Below are 17,775 nucleotides of genomic sequence, written 5' to 3'. Positions count from 1 at the left end.
ACTCGGCTCTCACCGTGCCGCCGTCGCGGCTGGACGCCGCAGCGCGGGCCGCCCTCGCCGCGGTGGTGGGCGAAGACCACCTGCTCGACACCGAGGGCGAGCGGCTCGGTCGCGCGGGCGGCCTGTCGTACCTGGACCTCCTCCGCCGCCGCCACCCGGACGGGCTCGCCGTTCCCGACGCCGTGGTGGTGCCCGCCGATCCGGACGAGGTGCAGCGGGTGGTGGACGTGTGCGTGTCCCACGACGTCGGTGTGGTGCCGTTCGGCGGTGGCACGTCCGTCGTCGGTGGCGTGGCCGCGCTGCGCGGCGACAAGGAGGCGGTGATCGCGCTCGACCTGCATCGGCTCGACCGGCTCGTCTCCGTCGATCCGACGTCGCGGTTGGCCGTGTTCCAGGCCGGTGTGCGCGGGCCGGCGGCGCAGCGCCTGCTCGCCGCGCACGGCCTGACACTCGGGCACGTCCCGCAGTCGTTCGAGCGGGCCACGCTCGGAGGGTTCGCCGCCACGCGGTCGGCGGGGCAGGCGTCGTCGGGCTACGGCCGGTTCGAGGACATGGTGCAGGGCGTGCGCCTGGCGACCCCGTCGGGGCCGTGGCGACTCGGTGTGGCGCCGGCGTCCGCCGCGGGGCCCGATCTGCGGGCGTTGGCGGTCGGCAGTGAGGGCACGCTCGGCGTGATCACCGAGGTCACCGTGCGCGTGCGCCCGCTGCCGGAGCGGGAGCGCTACGAGGGTTTCGTGTTGCGGGGCTGGCACGACGCCATGCACGTCGTGCGCACGCTCGCGCAGAACGGTCTGTCGGCCGACGTCATGCGGGTGTCCGATGTGGAGGAGACCGAGGTGACGCTCGCGCTCAAGGGCGGGGTCGTGACGTCGGCCCTGCGCGGCTATCTCGCCGCGCGCCGGGTGCACGAGCCGTGCCTGCTGATCCTCGGCTGGTACGGGCGGGCGCCCCAGCGCGCGCGGGCTCTGAAGGTGCTGCGTGCGGCGGGCGCCGTGTCGCTCGGCCGGGCGCCGGGCGAGGCCTGGCGACACGGCCGGTTCTCCGGTCCCCGGCAGCGGGACGCCCTGCTCGACGCCGGGGTGTGCGTGGAGACGTTGGAGACGGCCACGCACTGGTCGCGGTTGGGCGAGCTCCACGACGCGGTGTCCGCGGCTCTGCGGGGCGCCCTCGACCGGCCGGTGCTCATGTGCCACATCTCCCACGCCTACGAGACGGGTGCGTCGCTGTACTTCACCGTGCTCGCGGCCCGCGACCCGCGCGACCCGTTCGGACAGTGGGAGCGCGCGAAGCAGGCCGCCAGCGAGGCGATCAGCGGGCGCGGCACGATCACCCACCACCACGCGGTGGGCGTGGACCACGCGCCCTACCTGCGCGCCGAGATCGGGGACGTGGGCATGTCGGTGCTGAGCGCGGCGAAGCACGCGACCGACCCCACGAACATCCTCAACCCGGGCAAGCTGGGCCTGTAACCCCCACACCGTGTCCGCGCCCTGCGAACACGTGTCCGCCTCCCGCGCACGCGTGTCCGCAGTTCCCGTACGGCCTCAGCGGAGTGACGCCCCGGGCGGCGCGATGAGGTAGGCGATGCCCGCGGGCGTGCCGACGACGGCGCCGTCCTCCTCGGTCCGCCGCGTGCGCTGCCAGACGGTCTCGAACGCCGCCCGCAGGTACACCCTCCGGACCGAGGCGGCGTCCTCGGCGGCGGGGTCGTGCGCGATGACGTCGCCGGTGCCGGTGAACCCGACCACCACCAGCAGGTGCCCCTTGGTGGCGTAGTCCGCTCCGGGGAGCTCGCCCTCGATGAACGACACGGAGACGATCACCGGGACACCGTGGGCGACGTGCTGTTCGACGTCGCGCAACGACGCCAGGCGGGTGACCCGGCCCCGCAGGCCGTACTGCGACGCGTACGCCACGTTGAATGCCCAGTTGCCCGTGCCGCCGTAGGCGTGGTCGAAGGTGTGCCTCGCGGCGTGCACGACGCTGCGGTCGGGGTGGTCGTGCGGAATCCACGCGAGTTGCGCCTCGGTCGGTCCCACGCCCCAGTACTCGACCACCATCTCGGTGGAGGCCGGACTGCACCAGCCGTCGCCCCCGCCGCCGTACTCGGCGAAGTGTCCTCTGTGGAGGTACTGGGCGTAGCGCGGCACGGGGAGTTCGATGCCGAGCCCGGGGCCGGGCGGCGAGGTCGCGACCTCGGTGCGCGGCTCCACGGCGGAGGCGACGGCGCCCACGGCGCTCAGCACGGGGCCGGCGTCGGTGCCCCCGGCACGACACAGCGTCACCCGGAGCCGGTAGCCGCGCAGCCGCACGCCGTCGGCCGCCACCAGTCGGTCGACCGCCACGTGCGCCGTCTCGTCGCGCTGCCCGGGCACCGACGTGCTCCGGACGTCGGTCTCGTCGAACGACCAGCGGCCCATCGAGAACCACGGTGTGCGCTGCCCCGAGTCGGTGTGCGCCTCCACCTCGACGGTGAGCCACGTGCCGGGCGGTGTGACCGCGTTCCACGAGACGACGAGCTCGTCGGCGTCGAAGGGCACGTCGTGTTCCGGCGAGGTCCACCAGGCGTACTCGGCGCCGTCCTGGACTCCGGCGGCGGTACCGATCCGCAACCCGGCGTTCCCCACCTCGGTGCCCGACGACTCGCCGTGGCCGAACTGCGCCTCGCCACTCCACTCGTGGTAGTCGATGTCCACGCCACTCACCCTACGGTCGGTTCGGGGTGTGCCGTCAGGAGCAGTCAGGAGCGCAGCACCGCTTGGCTCTGGGTGATCTTGGCGACGAGCCGGCCGTCGTCGTCGTGGATCTCGGTCTCCACCACGATCACGCGGCCACCCGCGTGCAGTGGTGTCGACGACGCGGTGGCGTGTCCGGACCGGACGGCACGGAGGAAGTTGGTCTTCGACTCGACGGTGGTGGTGCCCTGCGCACCCTCGGGGAGGTTGAGGAACGCGCACACGGCCGCGGCCGAGTCGGCCAGGGACATCAGCACACCGCCGTGCAGAACCCCGCCGAGCGTGCAGAGCGACTCGTCGTGCGCGATCCGGGCCACGACGAGTTCCCGGGAGTGCCGGAGCACCTCGAATCCCAACCGCTCGGTGAACGGCATGGTGCGGTGGAACAGGGCGGTGCCGTCGTCGTCGACGGTGGGCGCTGTCTGCATGCGGTAACCCTGCCGCACCGGGCGGTGGGCGTCCACTCCCACAACCGGCGGGGCCGTCCTCGCCGCACGTCGGGACGGCCCCGCCGCATCGGGGAGTCCTAGAAGTGCGTGACGTCGAGCTTGCCCCCGGCGTGGTCGGCGCGCAGGCGCTTCTTGTCGAACTTGCCGACACTGGTCTTGGGCACCTCGGCCACGAACGTCCAGTGCTCGGGCAGCTGCCACTTGGCGACCCGTGCCGCCAGGAACTCGCGGAGTTCCTCGGCCGTCACCTCGTGGCCGTCCCGCACGACGACCGCGACGAGGGGGCGTTCGTCCCACTTCTCGTCGGGCACGGCGATGACCGCCGCCTCGGCGACCGCGGCGTGCGCCATCACGGCGTTCTCGAGGTCGACCGACGAGATCCATTCACCGCCGGACTTGATGACGTCCTTGGAGCGGTCGGTGAGGGTCAGGTAGCCGTCGGGAGTGATCGTGCCGACGTCTCCGGTGCGCAACCACCCGTCGTGGAACTTGTCGGGATCGACGCCGCCGTAGTAGGACGCCGCGATCCACGGGCCCTTGACCTCCAGTTCGCCGACGCTCTCGCCGTCCCACGGCACCTCGTTGCCGTGGTCGTCGACGAGGCGGGCCTTGACGGACGCGGGGAACCGGCCCTGGGTGTAGCGGTAGCGCCAGGCCTCCTCGCCCGTGGCGCGCGCCGGGGGCCGCGCGACGCTGCCCAGCGGGGAGGTCTCGGTCATGCCCCACGCGTGCACGACGGGCACGCCGTAGCGCTCCTCGAAGGCGTGCATCATCGACGGCGGGGCGGCCGACCCGCCCACCACGACCTCGCGCAGGTGCGAGATGTCCTGGGGGTTGGCGTCGAGGTGCTGGAGCAAGCCCTGCCAGATCGTCGGCACCGCGCCGGCGAACGTCGGCTTCTCGGCGGCGAGGATCTCCGCGATCGGACCGGGTTGCAGGAACCGGTCGGGCAGCACCATCGACGTCCCGACCATGAACGCCGCGTACGGCATGCCCCACGACATGGCGTGGAACATCGGCACGATCACGAGCGCCTTGTCGGTGTCGGTCAGGCGCATCGTGTCGGTCATGCACACCTGCATGGAGTGCAGCCAGATCGAGCGGTGGGAGTAGACGACGCCCTTGGGGTCGCCCGTGGTGCCGGAGGTGTAGCACATGGCGGCGGCGGAGCGTTCGTCGATGTCGGGCCAGTCGAACGTCTCCGGCCTGCCGGCCAGCAGTTCCTCGTAGGAGTGCACGGTGACGCCCTCCGGCGCCTCGAGTGCGGCGGCGTCGCCGTTCGCCACGATCACGTGCTTGACGGTCTTCAGCTCGGGCAGGTTCTTGGCGAACAGGGGCAGCACCGAGCCGTCCACCACGACGACGTGGTCCTCGGCGTGGTTCGCCACGTACACGAGCTGCTCGGCGAACAGCCGGATGTTGAGTGTGTGCAGCACGGCGCCCATGGCGGGCACCGCCAGGTAGCACTCCAGGTGCTCGGCGTTGTTCCACATGAACGTGGCGACCCGCTGGTCGCCCGTGACACCGAGTTCCCGCAGTGCGTGTGCGAGTTGGGCCGCGCGCTTGCCGATGCGTGCGAAGGTCGTCTTCCTCGGCCCGCTGTCCGTCCACGTCGTGACCTCGGCGTCGCCGTGCGCTCGTGCGCCGTGCTGCAGCAGATACGCCAGGGACAGCTGATCGTCCTGCATCGTGCTCAACATTGAGGCTCCCGCTCCTGCGTCGAGGGTCCAGGTTGAGGCGACTGTAGTGCGCACCGCACGTTCGGGGCTTGTGCACAGCGCCCAACTGTGCTCGTCGTTGTCGCTTCGACACCGCCTGTGACCACGTCATGGCACGGTCGGGGAAACCTCGCGTGTCGATTTCGCGTCCCAGGCGCACTTGGCGTTTACTGAGGCCCAGGACCGCGGCGGTTTTGCGCATCGGCGTGACCGGGTAGGTCTGTCACCGCGTGTGCGCGGTGTTCGACAAGCACGAAAGGATCATTACGTTGGCACTTCCCACCTTGACCCCGGAGCAACGGGCTGAGGCTCTCGCCAAGGCCGCAGAGGCCAGGAAGGCGCGGTCCGAACTGCTCGCCAACATCAAGTCGGGCAAGGAGAGCATCGACGCGGTGCTCAACCGAGCCAAGGAAGACAAGACCGTCGGGAAGACGAAGGTGACGCAGCTGCTCAAGGCCGTCCCGGGCCTCGGCCAGGTGAAGGTCACGGCGCTGATGGAGCAGGCGGGTATCGACCCCGACCGCAGGGCCGCGGGACTGGGCGACCGGCAGCGCGAAGCGCTCATCAACGCCCTCAAGTGAGTGTTCGGGGCGTGCTCGCCCCGAGTACCTGAATCAGAAGGCCTCGCGGTGTCGGCGAAATGGGCACCGAATGGCACCGACAGCGAGGCGAGATCGTCGTCGACCGGACCGATTCGGTCGACATCACTCCTGGGGTAGGCCCATCGCGCGCAACAACGTCGCGAATTTGGCCGACGTTTCCTCCAGTTCCGTTCTCGGATCGGATTCCGGCATGATCCCGCCGCCCGCGTACAGCCGGAGCGAATGCTCCGTCACTTCGGCGCAACGGATCGAGACGGCCCATTCGCCGTCGCCCTTCGCGTCCACCCAGCCGACCGCACCGGCGTAGTAGCCGCGGTCGAACGTTTCCAGTTCGGTGACGAGCTGCCGCGCCGACGACGTCGGCGTTCCGCAGATGGCAGGGGTGGGGTGCAGGGCGGCGGCGAGGTGCAATGCCGTGACAGCGGGGTCCGACAACTCTCCCGTGACGGTCGTGCCGAGGTGCCACATCGTCGGTGTGGACACCAACGACGGGCCCGACGGCACGTGCAGCCGCCGGCAGTAGGGCCGGAGCGTCTCCACCACCGCTTCCGTGAGCACGCCGTGTTCGACGTGGTCCTTGCGGGAGGCCAGCAGCGCCTTCGCGTTCCGCTCGTCGACGTCGGGGTCCGGTGACCTCGGTGCGGAGCCGGCGTGGGGGTGCGACACGACCGTCCGGCCGTGGCGGGACAGCAGCAGCTCCGGGCTCGCACCCAGGAGGGTCGCGCCGTTCGGCAACCCGGTCGCGAAGGTGTAGCCCCGGTCGTTGTCCAGGACGAGGTTGTGCAGCACGGCCTCGGGTGACACGGGCTCGCCGAACTCGACGTCCAGCGCACGGGCCAGCACGACCTTGCGCAGGTCGCGCGCCGCCAGCGCGTCGACGGCCGAGGCGACCGCCTGGACGTGCCGGGCGGGCTCGGGCACCGGGCGGACGTCGACGGGATTCCCCACGGCGCGTCGCGACCACGCCACGGTGTGCGGGTGCACCGCGCCGCTCACCTCGGCCTCGGCGGGCACGACGAGATGTCCGGGGGTGTCGGGGCCGCTGTGGAACGGCAACGCGCCCACGGCCAGCCGGGGCGCGTCGGCGAGTCCGTCGCGCAGCGTCGCTCCCACACGGTCGGCGAGCGCGAACTCGTCGACATCGGTGATCGCGGTGTGGACGCCACGGGCGAGGAGCGTGCGATCGGCGGTGGCGAGGAAGAAGTCACCCCGGCGGTAGCGCGACAGGAGGCCGGCGGGGCTTCCTGTGTTCACCGGCCCCTCCTCGTGTCGCGTTGGTCGTACTCGCTCCTATTGTCCGTCGAGCACGGCGCCGGGGTGCCACCAACGCTCGGTGATGTCGATCTCCTCCGAGGTGAGAACGGCCACGGCCGCGCGATAGCCCGGGCCCGCGTCGAGGTCGGCGAGCTTCGTCGTCTCGGGCGAGAGCGAGGTGTCGTCCGAGACGAGCAGCCGAGCCGGTGCGTCCGCGCTCGACAGGGTCAGCGACTGCAGGGGAATGCGCAGCCCGCGGCCGGTGGCCTTCATCAGGGCTTCCTTGCGCGTCCAGAACGTGAAGAACGCCCGGGCGCGCCCGTCCGCGTCGGTGGGCAGGCTCTTCTGCTCGGCTTCGGAGAGCGCGTAGGAGATGAGCGAGTCGTCGGCGTTGCGCTGGGCCGACTCCACATCGAGGCCGACCGGAGCGCCCGTGGTGGCGGCCACCCCGACGCGGTCACCCGCGTGCGAGATCGACAGCTGGAGCGCGGCCCCCGGCACGCGCACGGGGCCGTGCTGCCTGTCGCAGTCCGGGCAGCTCGCGTCGAAGTGCACCTTCTCGGGCTCCAGGCCCAGCCGGTGTCCCGCGACGTTCTTGGCGAGGACCCGGCCCGTGAGGAAACGGCGCTGGTCCTCGGGTCGGCGGTAGGCGTCGTAGCGGTCCCGCTCGACCGGGTCGAGCAGGGCCAGCGCGTCGGCGGTCGCGGTGATCGGTTCCGACCACCACACGGCGCATTCGGTCATGGTGCGAGTTTCCCCCTGGAGCACTCCGGATGTCGGCCCGACTCAATCTATGTGGCGGCGGGGCTCCCGCCAAGACCGTGCTTGCGCTACCGTGCGAGGTAAGCAATCGCTTAGTCAGCTTCACCGAGGGAGCGTGAGCCGATGGATTTCAGCCTGAGCGACGAGGAACGGCAGATCCGCGACTGGGTCAGGACGTTCGTGCAGAAGGAACTCGTCCCGCTCGAGCAGGAGGTGCTGCGCAGGGAACGCGCACACCAGCCGGGGCTCACGACCGACGAGCTGACCGAGCTGCGCGAGAAGGCCAGGAAATCCGGGTTCTGGGGCGTGCAGACCCCGCCCGAGTACGGCGGGATGGGCCTGTCCGCGGTCATGACGGCGTTGCTGGAGGCCGAACTCGGCCGCACGTTCGTGCCGTTCAGCTTCGGCGGCTCCGCGGACAACATCCTCTTCCACGCCAACGACGAGCAGAAGCAGCGGTACCTGCTGCCCACCATCGAGGGCACGCGCAAGTCGTGCTTCGCCATCACCGAGCCCGGCGCGGGGTCCGACGCCAAGGCGATCCGCACCACCGCCCGCAAGGAGGGCGGCGAGTGGGTGATCAACGGTGAGAAGACGTTCATCACGGGGGGCAACGAGGCCGACTTCGTCATGGTCTTCGCCGTCACCGACCCCGAGAAGGGCGCGAACGGCGGCGTGACGTGCTTCCTCGTCGACCGCGACATGGGGTGGCGGTCGGAGTACATCGACACGATGGGCGAGTGGGGGCCCGCCTCGCTGATCTTCGAGAACGTGCGCGTGCCCGAGAGCCAGGTCCTCGGCGAGGTCGGGCAGGGGTTCGCGCTCGCGATGCAGTGGATCGGCCGTGGTCGGTACCTGCTGCCCGCGCGGGCCATCGGCTCGTGCGAACGGCTCCTGTCGATGGCCATCGACCACGCCAACACGCGGGAGACGTTCGGCGCTCCCATCGCCGAGCGGCAGGCGATCCAGTGGATGATCGCGGACTCCGGCGTGGAGATCGAGGCGCTGAGGTGGCTCGTCCTGCACGCCGCCTGGCAGGTGGACTCGGGCCTCGACTCGCGGCACGCGCAGTCGATCGCCAAGCTCTACGGCGGGCAGAAGGCCAACGAGATCGTGGACAGGGTGCTGCAGATCCACGGCGGCATGGGCTACACGCGGGAACTGCCCGTCGAGCGGTGGTACCGCGAGCTGCGCCTGCTCCGGATCTACGAGGGCACCGACGAGATCCAGCGCCGCACGATCGCGCGGAACCTGCTCAAGGGGCACGTCAAAGTGGGCGGAACCCTCGGCTGAGAGGTCCCGTCTGAGGGCGGCCCCGCAGGGTCGCCGGACAGAGGTGCCCGGAGACGCCGTGGAGCCGGTGAGCCCGGCCCCACGGCGTCCGTGTCACCTCGTCGTCAACTGTTGTGTTGTGTGCGTCCGGACTACTTGCCGACCTCGCCGCTCCGCTCTCGGAGTGCGACCGGAACCCCGGCCAGGTCCTCCTCGTTGCACAGCAGCTTCAGGTCGTAGTAGGGGTAGCCGTCGCGTTCGTCGTAGTCGAGGTGGACGGCGAGCACGTCCACCGGCTCCCCGAGCCACTGCTGGGCCCGCCGGAGCCAACCGGCGCAGCGTTCCAACGCGGCGGGGAGATCGTCGTCGCGGAACTCCACCGGTCGGTAGGGCACGTCCTGGATCTGGTCGCGCGGGTCCGAAGGCGTGGGAAGCTTCGGGGAGACACCGGCCTCGTTGAGTTCCAGCTGGATGGTTTCCTCACTCACCCCTCGACTGTCCCTCAGCCGCGCTCTGCGAGCAAGCTCCCACGGCACGCAGTGCTACGTCTGCGTAGTGCGAGGCGAGCTCGTCGAGCGGCAGCGAACCCCGTGGCGAGTACCACCGCGCCACCCCGGTGCACATCTCCAGGAGCGCGAGCCGGGTCACACCGGGGTGTGCCGTGGTGAACACCCCGGCCTCCACGCCGTCGGCGACGGCGTCGGCCCACAACCGCTCGTAGGAGTCCCGGAGTCCGATCACCGAGCGCCGCACGGCAGGGGAGAGGACCGGTATCTCGTGGTCCACGATCCGCGTCTCCCTCGGCATCCGCGCATGGGCTCTGACGTGCAGTTTCACGAGTTTGCGCAGCCGGGTCGCCGGGTCTTCGACGTCGGCGAGCTCGGCTGTCGCGGTGTCGAGCAGCGTCTGCAGGCAGCGGCGCATGATGTCGACGAGCAGGTCCTCCTTCGAGCCCATGTAGTGGTAGAGACTCGCCGTCGACAGCTGGGACTCGGTGGCGAGGTCGCGGATGCCGGTGCCGTGGAAGCCCTTGTCCGCGAACAGCTTGACCGCCGCCCTGCGGACCCGCTCCCGAGTGTCTAACGCCACCGTTGCTCCACCCGGTCGTAGGAGTGCTCCGGTGTGTCGGCTCCCGCCTTGCGCAGCTCACCCTTGGCGACGCGTTCGGACGCGGTCAACGGGAGCGCGTCCACGAACGCCCAGTAGCGCGGCACCTTGAAGTAGGCGAGTTGGGTGCCGCAGTGCTCGGCCAACTCGTCGGGCGTGACCTCGTGCCCGTCCGCGAGCACCACGAGCGCCTTCACCTCTTCGCCGCGCAGCTCGTCCGGCACGCCCAGTACCGCCGCGGTCCGCACCGCCGGGTGGAGCTGCAACGCGCGTTCGACCTCGTCGGCGACGATGTTCTCGCCGCTGCGGCGGATCATGTCCTTGGTGCGGCCGACGTAGAAGACGCGGCCCTCGGTGTCCATCCGCGCGATGTCGCCGGTGCGGAACCAGCCGCCGCGGAACGCCTTCGCGGTGGCCTCGGGGTCGTCGTGGTAGCCGTGCATGAGACCGACGCCACGGACGAGGAGCTCTCCCTCCTCGCCACGGGGGAGGGGTCGCCCGGACTCGTCGGCGATCATCGCCTCCCTGCCCGGCGCGGGCCTGCCGAGACAACCAGTGCCGACGCACTCGTCGTGGTCGCGCGGGTCCATGCGGATGTCGCCGCCGGTCTCGGTCATGCCGAACGCCTCGTACCACGGTGCGCCCCACCGGCGTTCGAGCTCGGCGTGCAGGTCCTTGGGAATGGCCGACGCGCTGACGGCCCGCACGCGGTGGTCGCGGTCGGCCTCGGAGGGCGGCATGCGCAGCAGCAGCGTGGGCATGAGTCCGAGGCAGTAGAACCACGTCACCTCGTGCTCGCGCACCTTCTGCCAGAACGTCGAGGGGTGGAACCGGTCGAGCACCACCAGGGTCGCGCCGGCCGCGAGTCCCAATGCGACGTTCCACTGAGGATCGATGTAGTGGAACGGCTGAGCGGTGAGGACGGTGTCGTCGGCGGCGATGTTCGGGAACTCCGACACGAGGCCCTGCGCCAGCGTGGTCCAGTAGCGGTGCGGCAGGACGCAGCCCTTGGGGGCTCCCGTGGTGCCCGAGGTGTACTGGATGTTGGTGGGGCGTTCGGGCGCGGGCTGGTACGGCGGCGGCGCGTCCGCGCGCAGGGTCGCCAACTCCTCCGGAGTGAGCACGCGCTCCACCGACGTCCGCGGCGCGATGGTGCGCAACAGCTCCACGAACTGCTCGCCCCCGACGGCGACCCGGGCCCCGGAGTGGGCCAGCACGTGCTCGCCGTCGAGCTCGCGGTAATTGGTGTTGACCGGCACGAGCACCGCGCCGATCCGCGCCAGCGCCAGCCAGAGCAGCGGGAACTCGGGCCGGTTGTCGAGCATCACGGCGACGCGGTCGCCCGCGCACACGCCGAGCGCGTGCAACGACGCCGCGAGCGACTCGGTGCGGTCGGCGACCTCGGCGAACGTCAGCCGCTCGCCGGTGGCGTCGAACACCCAGGCGTCCTTGTCCGGCCACGCCGTCGCGGCGTGCCGCAGCAGTCCTACGAGGTCGTCGGTCATCGTTGTCCGAACTCCTCCTTCGACGCGGCCACTTCCGGTGTGTGCTCGGTGATCAGCGCGTGGCTGACCTCCAGTTCCAGTGCGGCGTCCAGCGTGCCGTCGACGCCGCGGTCGACCGCGCGCTTCGCCAGTGCCAGCGCGGCGGCGGGCCGCTCCGCCAGCGAGCGCGCCAGGCTGTGCGCGTGCTCGGACAGGGCGTCGACCGGGACGACCTTGTTCACGAGGCCGATCGCGTGCGCCGTCGCCGCGTCGACGTGTTCGCCGAGCATGATCATTTCCTTGGCGCGCATCGGCCCGACGAGCAGCGGGAGCAGTCGCGAGGCGCCGTTCGTGACGCTGAGACCCAGGCCCACCTCGGGGAAGGCGAACACGGCGTCGTCGGCCGCGACCACCAGGTCGCAGCCCAGGGCGAACTCCGCGCCCGCGCCGATGGCGTAGCCGTGCACGGCGCCCACCACGGGCTGCGGCAGGCCCCGCAGCGCCCGGGTCACGTCCTGCAGCTGTTCCAGCCGCCGACGCGACTCCTGTTCGGGCGGCGGCTGCTTGAGGTCGTGCCCCGAGCAGAACGCCCGCCCCCGCCCGGCCAGCACCACGACCCCGACGTTCTCGTCGGCCGCGACGCGGTCGAGCACGGTGAGCAGATCGGCCACGAGTTCCGGTGTGACCGCGTTCAGCCGGTGCGGCCGGTCGAGCCACACCGTCGCCACACGGTCGTCGAGGTCCAGGTCCACGGTCGTCACGTCTCGCCCCATGGCTTCGCAGCCTAGCCATACGATCGATCGATCGATAGGGTTCGGGCATGCCCATACGCGACGCTGTGAAAGGCGACATCGACGACATCTGCTCGATGATCGAGGAGCACGCCCGCTACGAGGGCAACGACGAGCTGCACCTCGACCGCGAGGAGATGACCCACCACCTGTTCGGTCCCGAACCGAAGGCGTGGGTCCTCATCGCCGAGGTCGACGGCGAGGCGGCGGGCCTGGCGTTCTGCTCGTGGAACTTCTCGACGTGGGAGGCCAAGCCCGGCATCTGGCTCGACGACCTCTTCGTGCGGCCCCAGTACCGCAGGTCCGGCCTCGGCAGGCAGCTGCTGCTGGAGCTGAAGGCGCGCACCGACGGCCGGGTCGAGTGGGACATGCAGGAGGGCAACGAGAAGGCCGCCGCGTTCTACGCCGACCTGGGCGCGGAGCCCGTGCCGGGCTGGGTGCGCTATCGCTGGCGCAGCTGAGCGGTCCGTATCGTAGGAGGCATGGTTGGTGGCGCGAACCGTCGATCGGCCTCGATCGAGGACTACCTGCGGGCGATCTACGGCCTGGAGGAACGTGGTGAAGCCGTCACGAACACGTCGCTGGCCACTCGGCTCGAAGTGAGCCCGTCGTCGGCGTCGGGGATGGTGACCAAGCTCGCCCAGCAGGGCCTGGTCGAGCACGTGCCGTACCGCGGCATCGAGTTGACCGGTGACGGCAGGCAGCTCGCCATGTCGGTGCTGCGGCGGCACCGGTTGATCGAGTCCTACCTCGTCTCGGAGCTCGGCTACACGTGGGACGAGGTGCACGCCGAGGCGGACCTGCTCGAACACGTGGTGTCGGACCTGCTCGTCGAGCGCATCGCGGCGAAACTCGGCAACCCGGTGCGGGACCCGCACGGTGATCCGATCCCCGCGGTGGACGGCTCGGTCGAGGAGGTGTCCACGAAGCTGTTGGAGGAGCTCCCCACCGGCGCGGTGGGGGAGATCGTGCGTGTGTGGGACACCGATCCGGAGCTGCTGCGGTACCTGTCCGACCGGGCCATCGGGCTCGGCGAGCGGATCGAGGTCGTCGAACGCCAGCCGTTCGGCGGGTCGATCGTGGTCAAGGTGGGACAGCCGCCGCACGACGCCACGCACGCGCTCGGCAGGCAGATCGCACACGCCCTGTCGGTGGCGCTGCGCTAGCGGGAACGCGGTGTGCCGACGCGCACGACCGGCACCCGCGGCCACGCTCACCCGACGATCGGGGCCCCGGCGGAGTCGGGCGCCGACACGGCGCGGTGCAACCGGGCGAGCAGACGGTCCGGCAGCAGCCGCCCGGCCAGCACGAACGCCCAGTTGTAGAAGGGCCCTGTGACGACGTGCGCCCGGCCCGCCATCGTCGCGCGATAGGTCTCCCGCGCGACCCGCGCCGGGTCGTCCTTGAACGACAGCGACCCCAGCCTCGTGTCGAGCATGCGGGCCCGCGTGAAGAACTCCGTGTCGGTCAGCCCCGGCAACACCGTGGTGACGGTGACTCCCGTGCCCCGCAGTTCCTCGGCGATCGCGGCGGCGAAGGACGACACGAACGCCTTGGAGGCGTTGTAGGTCGACTGGAACGGGCCGGGCAGCCCCGCGACCGTCGACGACACCACCGCCAGCCGTCCACTGCCCCGCTCGACCATGGCGGGCAGCAGGCGTTTGGCCAGGTGCAGGGTGCCCGAGACGTTGAGGTCGACGACGCGCAGCTGGTCGTGCAGCGGCGTCTCACCCACGAAGGGGCCGCCGATGCCCACACCGGCGTTGAGGATCAGCACGTCGATCGGACGGTCGAGCGACTCGATGCGCTCGACCAGCTCCGTGACCCCGGGATAGGTCGACAGGTCACGCCGCACGCTCCACACCTGGCGACCGTCGCCGCGCAGCTCGGTCGCCACGTCGTCGAGCGCATCGTCGTCGGCCGACAGGACGAGGTCGAACCCGTTGCGGGCGAACTCCTTCGCGAGCTGTCGTCCGATGCCGGTCGACGCACCCGTGATCACAGCCAGCTGCGCGTCCATCGTCGCTCCCTCTCCGGCGGTTGCACTGGCTACGGCATACCCGCGGACCCACGGGCTCTACGCTGCCTGACGTGATGACGGATGCACGACTTGCCGCGTCGCTGGCCGAGGAGGCCGGGACGCTGCTGCTGCGGACCCGGGACGCGGCGGGCGAGGCGACCGATGCCCGGGAGCTGGGGCGACGCGGCGATGTGGAGTCGAACACGCTGCTGCTGCGCAGGCTGGCCGAGCACCGGCCGGGTGACGCGGTGCTGTCGGAGGAGTCGGCCGACGACCCGGCGCGGTTGCGGGCCGAGCGGGTGTGGATCGTCGATCCGCTCGACGGCACGCGGGAGTACGGGCGCCGCCGCGCGGACTGGACGGTGCACGTCGCGTTGTGGCAGGCGGGGCGGGGCATCACCGACGCCGCGGTGGCGGAACCGGACAAAGAACGAGTGAGTGCCACCGACGATGTGGGGAAAATAGGAGTAAACCGTCCTCGAGAAAAGACGCGAATTCTGGTGAGCGACAGCCGGCCACCCGAATTCGCGAAAAGGGTCGCCGAGGAGGTCGGGGCGGAACTCGTGCCGATGGGCTCGGCGGGAGCGAAGGCGATGGCGGTGGTGCGCGGGGAGGCCGACGCCTACCTCCACGCGGGTGGTCAGTACGAGTGGGACTCGGCGGCACCCGTCGGCATCGCCGTGGCGGCCGGGCTGCACACGTCCAGGGTGGACGGTTCCGAACTGCGCTACAACCAGGCCTCGCCGTATCTGCCGGATGTGCTGATCTGCAGGAAGGAGCTCGCGGGCCCGCTGTTGCGGGCCGTCGCGCGCCGGTGACCGCACACATGGAAACGGGTGGGAGGCCATGGCCTCCCACCCGTAGCTGGAGTAACGACCTCAGTCGTTGTTCGCCTCCGCGTTGGTGCACACCGTGTTGCCCGTGCTGTTGCCACCGAGGATGGCAATCAGGTTCAGGTCCAGCGTGTCGCAGAGGTTGATGTCGTTGTTGCTCAGCACGTCATCAACGTTGATGAGGCCGATCTGGTTCGTGTTGTCGTTGGCCTCGATCTCGCCGGGCTCGGTGGCGAAAGCGGGCGCGCCGATCATCATCAGTCCGGCCGCGGCGGAGGCGACGATAGCAGTCTTCTTGAACACCTTAACCCATTCCTATCGACTCGAGGGACGTTCTGTCGCGGTTTGAAATAACCCGCAACCGACAACGAATTTAGCGGTAGGTCGTGGAGGGCACACGACTAAAATCGACCGCGTTGGCTCACCCTAATTCGTCGTGATGCAGATCACTATCGTTGCTGGATTAGAGTACGAGGTTGCTCTGACCAGCGGATTTGCGCAGCGGTAAGGGCTGCACTCCGTAATCGGCCACCCGAAGGGGCAGGCTTGGACACTCGGAACGGTGGCGAACGGTGTGCTGTGCGTCCTGTGGGGTGCAAGAGCAAATGACCCGATGGGATGAATGAGAACCCGCTCTATTGCTAAAGGCGATTCATATTCGCCTGTTCACCTCGGCTTTGCCGGGCGCGAGGGGTGTCCGAGCGGGAGACGTCGTCGGGTACAGAGGCGGTCAGGACGCCATGACACCGAGGACGTCGAGGACGTCGTCGCCGTAGCGCGACAGCTTGGTCTCGCCGACGCCGCTCACCGTACCGAGCTCGTCGCGGCTCGACGGACGCAGTGTGGCGATCTGCCGCAACGTCGCGTCGTGGAAGATGACGTACGCGGGAACACCCTGCTCCTTCGCGGTGGCCGCCCGCCAGGCGCGTAGCCGCTCGAACACCGCACTCGCCTCGCCGTCGAGCTCCACCGGCTCGGCGCGCGCCGACGTGGTGCGCGTCGAGGCGACCTTGACCCGTGCCGGGTCGCGGCGCAGGGGAACCGTACGACCCCGGTACAGCACCTCGTCGGAGGCATCGGTGGTGACGAGCGTGCCGTAGTCGCCCTCGACGGCGAGCAGTCCCTGGGCGAGCAGCTGCCGGACGACGGCTCGCCACTCGCCGTCGGCGAGGTCCGCGCCGACCCCGAAGACCGACAGCTCGTCGTGCCGGTGCTGCGTCACCTTCGGTGTGCGCTTGCCGCGCAGGATGTCGATGACCTGGCCCGCGCCGAACTTCTGCCCCCGCTCGCGACGCAACCGCACCACCGTGGAGAGCAGCTTCTGCGCCGCCACGGTGCCGTCCCACGACTCCGGCGGCGACAGGCACGTGTCGCAGTTGCCGCACTGTTCCTTCGCGCCGACGTCCTGGCCGAAGTAGGCGAGCAGCCGCGCTCGGCGGCAGTCCACCGTCTCGCACAGCGCGAGCATGGCGTCGAGATGCGAGGACAGGCGGCGCCGGTGTGCGGCGTCGCCCTCCGAGGTGTCGATCAGGCGGCGCTGGGCCACGACGTCCGCCAGGCCATAGGCCAACCACGCCGTCGACGGCAGGCCGTCGCGACCCGCGCGGCCCGTCTCCTGGTAGTAGCCCTCCACCGACTTGGGCAGGTCGAGGTGCGCGACGAACCGCACGTCGGGCTTGTCGATGCCCATCCCGAACGCGATGGTGGCCACCACCACGAGGCCCTCCTCCCGCAGGAACCGCGCCTGGTGGCGTGCGCGGGTGTCCGCGTCGAGCCCCGCGTGGTAGGGCAGGGCGTCGATGCCGTTGCGCGTGAGGAACTCTGCGGTCTCCTCCACCGAGCGGCGGGAGAGGCAGTAGACGATGCCCGCGTCGCCCGCGTGCTCGGTGCGCAGGAAGTCCAGCAACTGCTTGCGCGGGTCGCGCTTCGGGATGATCCGGTACTGGATGTTGGGCCGGTCGAAGCTGGAGACGAACACGCGTGCGTCGTCCAGCTTCAGGCGGCGGCTGATCTCCTCGCGCGTCGCCGGGGTGGCCGTGGCCGTCAGCGCGATGCGCGGCACATCCGGCCTGCGCTCGTGCAGCGTCGACAGCTCCAGGTAGTCCGGGCGGAAGTCGTGGCCCCACTGGGACACACAATGCGCCTCGTCGATGGCGAACACGGACACGGGGCCACGCTCGATGAGTCGCATGGTGGCCTCGGAGCGGAGTCGTTCGGGCGCCAGGTACAGCAGGTCGAGGCGGCCCGAGAGGAACTCGGCCTCCACCATGCGGCGCTCGTCCGGGTCCTGCGTCGAGTTGAGGTAACCCGCGCGCACCCCGGCGGCCCGCAGGCCGTCGACCTGGTCCTGCATGAGGGCGATGAGCGGCGAGATCACCACGCCGACGCCGTCGCGCACCAGAGCGGGGATCTGGTAGCAGAGCGACTTGCCCGCGCCCGTCGGCATCAGCACGAGCGCGTCGCCGCCGTCGACGACGTGGTCGACGACCTCCTGCTGGTCACCGCGGAACGAGTCGTAGCCGAAGACGCGTCGGAGCACGTCGAGAGTCTGCGGATTCCCCACGCCGCGATCCTAGGCCGCCGATAGACTGCTGCCGCCCCGCGGCGACGAAAGGAACCGTTCGACCCCCACCGCCTCCGTGTCCGCGCTTCCCGTACGCGTGTCCCCCGTTCCCGTCCGCACCCGTCGATGTGATCACGTCGACGGGTAGCCACGTTTACCCGTGGGGTATCCCGCTGGGCGGACTG

The 17,775-nt window shown here is 70.4% G+C and carries 18 protein-coding genes; 6 read left to right on the top strand and 12 right to left on the bottom strand.

What is annotated here, in order from left to right; genetic code table 11:
- Positions 1 to 1,469, top strand: a 1,469-nt coding sequence (locus SACAZDRAFT_RS10215) for an FAD-binding oxidoreductase (protein WP_005441279.1), incomplete at its 5' end; no start/stop codon positions are given.
- 75 nt (positions 1,470 to 1,544) lie between these two features.
- On the opposite strand, the gene SACAZDRAFT_RS10210 is transcribed toward SACAZDRAFT_RS10215, so the two are convergent.
- From SACAZDRAFT_RS10210 to SACAZDRAFT_RS10200, 3 genes are all read right to left on the bottom strand, one after another.
- Positions 1,545 to 2,696 (bottom strand): C39 family peptidase, encoded by a 1,152-nt coding sequence (locus SACAZDRAFT_RS10210; RefSeq protein WP_005441277.1) that lies wholly within the window; start codon positions 2,694 to 2,696, stop codon positions 1,545 to 1,547.
- 44 nt (positions 2,697 to 2,740) lie between these two features.
- Positions 2,741 to 3,163 (bottom strand): PaaI family thioesterase, encoded by a 423-nt coding sequence (locus SACAZDRAFT_RS10205; RefSeq protein ID WP_040927959.1) that lies wholly within the window; start codon positions 3,161 to 3,163, stop codon positions 2,741 to 2,743.
- Positions 3,164 to 3,261: 98 nt separating this feature from the next.
- Positions 3,262 to 4,884 carry a long-chain fatty acid--CoA ligase gene (locus SACAZDRAFT_RS10200; RefSeq protein ID WP_005441273.1) on the bottom strand — a complete coding sequence of 541 codons (1,623 nt, stop codon included), beginning with the start codon at positions 4,882 to 4,884 and terminating at the stop codon, positions 3,262 to 3,264.
- A 287-nt stretch (positions 4,885 to 5,171) separates the two neighbouring features.
- Here SACAZDRAFT_RS10200 and mihF point away from each other — a divergent pair, with 287 nt between their 5' ends.
- Positions 5,172 to 5,483 (top strand): integration host factor, actinobacterial type, encoded by a 312-nt coding sequence (mihF, locus tag SACAZDRAFT_RS10195; protein WP_005449622.1) that lies wholly within the window; start codon positions 5,172 to 5,174, stop codon positions 5,481 to 5,483.
- A gap of 123 nt (positions 5,484 to 5,606) precedes the next feature.
- On the opposite strand, the gene SACAZDRAFT_RS10190 is transcribed toward mihF, so the two are convergent.
- Positions 5,607 to 6,758: an isochorismate synthase gene (locus tag SACAZDRAFT_RS10190; protein WP_005441270.1), complete on the bottom strand. Its 1,152-nt coding sequence runs from the start codon at positions 6,756 to 6,758 to the stop codon at positions 5,607 to 5,609.
- A 36-nt stretch (positions 6,759 to 6,794) separates the two neighbouring features.
- Positions 6,795 to 7,502 (bottom strand): 4'-phosphopantetheinyl transferase family protein, encoded by a 708-nt coding sequence (locus SACAZDRAFT_RS10185; RefSeq protein ID WP_005441268.1) that lies wholly within the window; start codon positions 7,500 to 7,502, stop codon positions 6,795 to 6,797.
- Positions 7,503 to 7,643: 141 nt separating this feature from the next.
- Between SACAZDRAFT_RS10185 and SACAZDRAFT_RS10180 the strand changes: the two genes are divergently transcribed.
- Positions 7,644 to 8,813 (top strand): acyl-CoA dehydrogenase family protein, encoded by a 1,170-nt coding sequence (locus SACAZDRAFT_RS10180; protein WP_005441266.1) that lies wholly within the window; start codon positions 7,644 to 7,646, stop codon positions 8,811 to 8,813.
- Positions 8,814 to 8,944: 131 nt separating this feature from the next.
- On the opposite strand, the gene SACAZDRAFT_RS10175 is transcribed toward SACAZDRAFT_RS10180, so the two are convergent.
- From SACAZDRAFT_RS10175 to SACAZDRAFT_RS10160, 4 genes are read right to left on the bottom strand one after another with little or no spacing between them, the layout of a single operon-like run.
- The gene (locus tag SACAZDRAFT_RS10175; protein ID WP_005441265.1) at positions 8,945 to 9,280 is read right to left on the bottom strand and encodes a hypothetical protein; all 336 of its coding nucleotides are present in this window, start codon (positions 9,278 to 9,280) and stop codon (positions 8,945 to 8,947) included.
- Positions 9,273 to 9,881 (bottom strand): TetR/AcrR family transcriptional regulator, encoded by a 609-nt coding sequence (locus SACAZDRAFT_RS10170; protein ID WP_005441264.1) that lies wholly within the window; start codon positions 9,879 to 9,881, stop codon positions 9,273 to 9,275. The genes SACAZDRAFT_RS10175 and SACAZDRAFT_RS10170 overlap by 8 nt, the downstream gene beginning before the upstream one ends.
- Positions 9,872 to 11,404 carry an ATP-dependent acyl-CoA ligase gene (locus SACAZDRAFT_RS10165; RefSeq protein ID WP_005441263.1) on the bottom strand — a complete coding sequence of 511 codons (1,533 nt, stop codon included), beginning with the start codon at positions 11,402 to 11,404 and terminating at the stop codon, positions 9,872 to 9,874. Before SACAZDRAFT_RS10165 ends, SACAZDRAFT_RS10170 begins: the two co-directional genes overlap by 10 nt.
- On the bottom strand, positions 11,401 to 12,156 hold the full coding sequence (locus SACAZDRAFT_RS10160; RefSeq protein WP_005441262.1) for an enoyl-CoA hydratase/isomerase family protein: 756 nt from the start codon (positions 12,154 to 12,156) through the stop codon (positions 11,401 to 11,403). The genes SACAZDRAFT_RS10165 and SACAZDRAFT_RS10160 overlap by 4 nt, the downstream gene beginning before the upstream one ends.
- Before the next feature lie 47 nt (positions 12,157 to 12,203).
- Between SACAZDRAFT_RS10160 and SACAZDRAFT_RS10155 the strand changes: the two genes are divergently transcribed.
- Both SACAZDRAFT_RS10155 and SACAZDRAFT_RS10150 read left to right on the top strand, forming a co-directional pair.
- Entirely contained in the window at positions 12,204 to 12,635 is a 432-nt protein-coding gene (locus tag SACAZDRAFT_RS10155) for a GNAT family N-acetyltransferase (RefSeq protein ID WP_005441261.1), read from the top strand.
- Positions 12,636 to 12,656: 21 nt separating this feature from the next.
- The gene (locus SACAZDRAFT_RS10150) at positions 12,657 to 13,340 is read left to right on the top strand and encodes a metal-dependent transcriptional regulator (protein ID WP_005441260.1); all 684 of its coding nucleotides are present in this window, start codon (positions 12,657 to 12,659) and stop codon (positions 13,338 to 13,340) included.
- Between the two features lie 47 nt (positions 13,341 to 13,387).
- Here the strand turns inward: SACAZDRAFT_RS10150 and SACAZDRAFT_RS10145 are convergent, their stop codons facing one another.
- Positions 13,388 to 14,194 carry an SDR family NAD(P)-dependent oxidoreductase gene (locus SACAZDRAFT_RS10145; RefSeq protein WP_005441259.1) on the bottom strand — a complete coding sequence of 269 codons (807 nt, stop codon included), beginning with the start codon at positions 14,192 to 14,194 and terminating at the stop codon, positions 13,388 to 13,390.
- Positions 14,195 to 14,268: 74 nt separating this feature from the next.
- Here SACAZDRAFT_RS10145 and SACAZDRAFT_RS10140 point away from each other — a divergent pair, with 74 nt between their 5' ends.
- A complete protein-coding gene (locus tag SACAZDRAFT_RS10140) occupies positions 14,269 to 15,012 on the top strand; it encodes a 3'(2'),5'-bisphosphate nucleotidase CysQ (protein WP_005441258.1) in 744 nt (247 codons plus the stop codon).
- A gap of 60 nt (positions 15,013 to 15,072) precedes the next feature.
- Here SACAZDRAFT_RS10140 and SACAZDRAFT_RS10135 read toward each other — a convergent pair whose 3' ends face one another.
- Both SACAZDRAFT_RS10135 and recQ read right to left on the bottom strand, forming a co-directional pair.
- A complete protein-coding gene (locus SACAZDRAFT_RS10135) occupies positions 15,073 to 15,330 on the bottom strand; it encodes a hypothetical protein (RefSeq protein WP_005441257.1) in 258 nt (85 codons plus the stop codon).
- A 427-nt stretch (positions 15,331 to 15,757) separates the two neighbouring features.
- On the bottom strand, positions 15,758 to 17,590 hold the full coding sequence (gene recQ, locus SACAZDRAFT_RS10130; protein ID WP_005441256.1) for a DNA helicase RecQ: 1,833 nt from the start codon (positions 17,588 to 17,590) through the stop codon (positions 15,758 to 15,760).
- Positions 17,591 to 17,775 lie beyond the last annotated feature (185 nt).

Origin of the sequence: Saccharomonospora azurea NA-128 (assembly GCF_000231055.2) — a bacterium.
GTDB classification, from domain to species: domain Bacteria; phylum Actinomycetota; class Actinomycetes; order Mycobacteriales; family Pseudonocardiaceae; genus Saccharomonospora; species Saccharomonospora azurea.
Note: the sequence above shows the minus strand (reverse complement) of the source record. Positions and strands in the feature narration are given on the sequence as shown.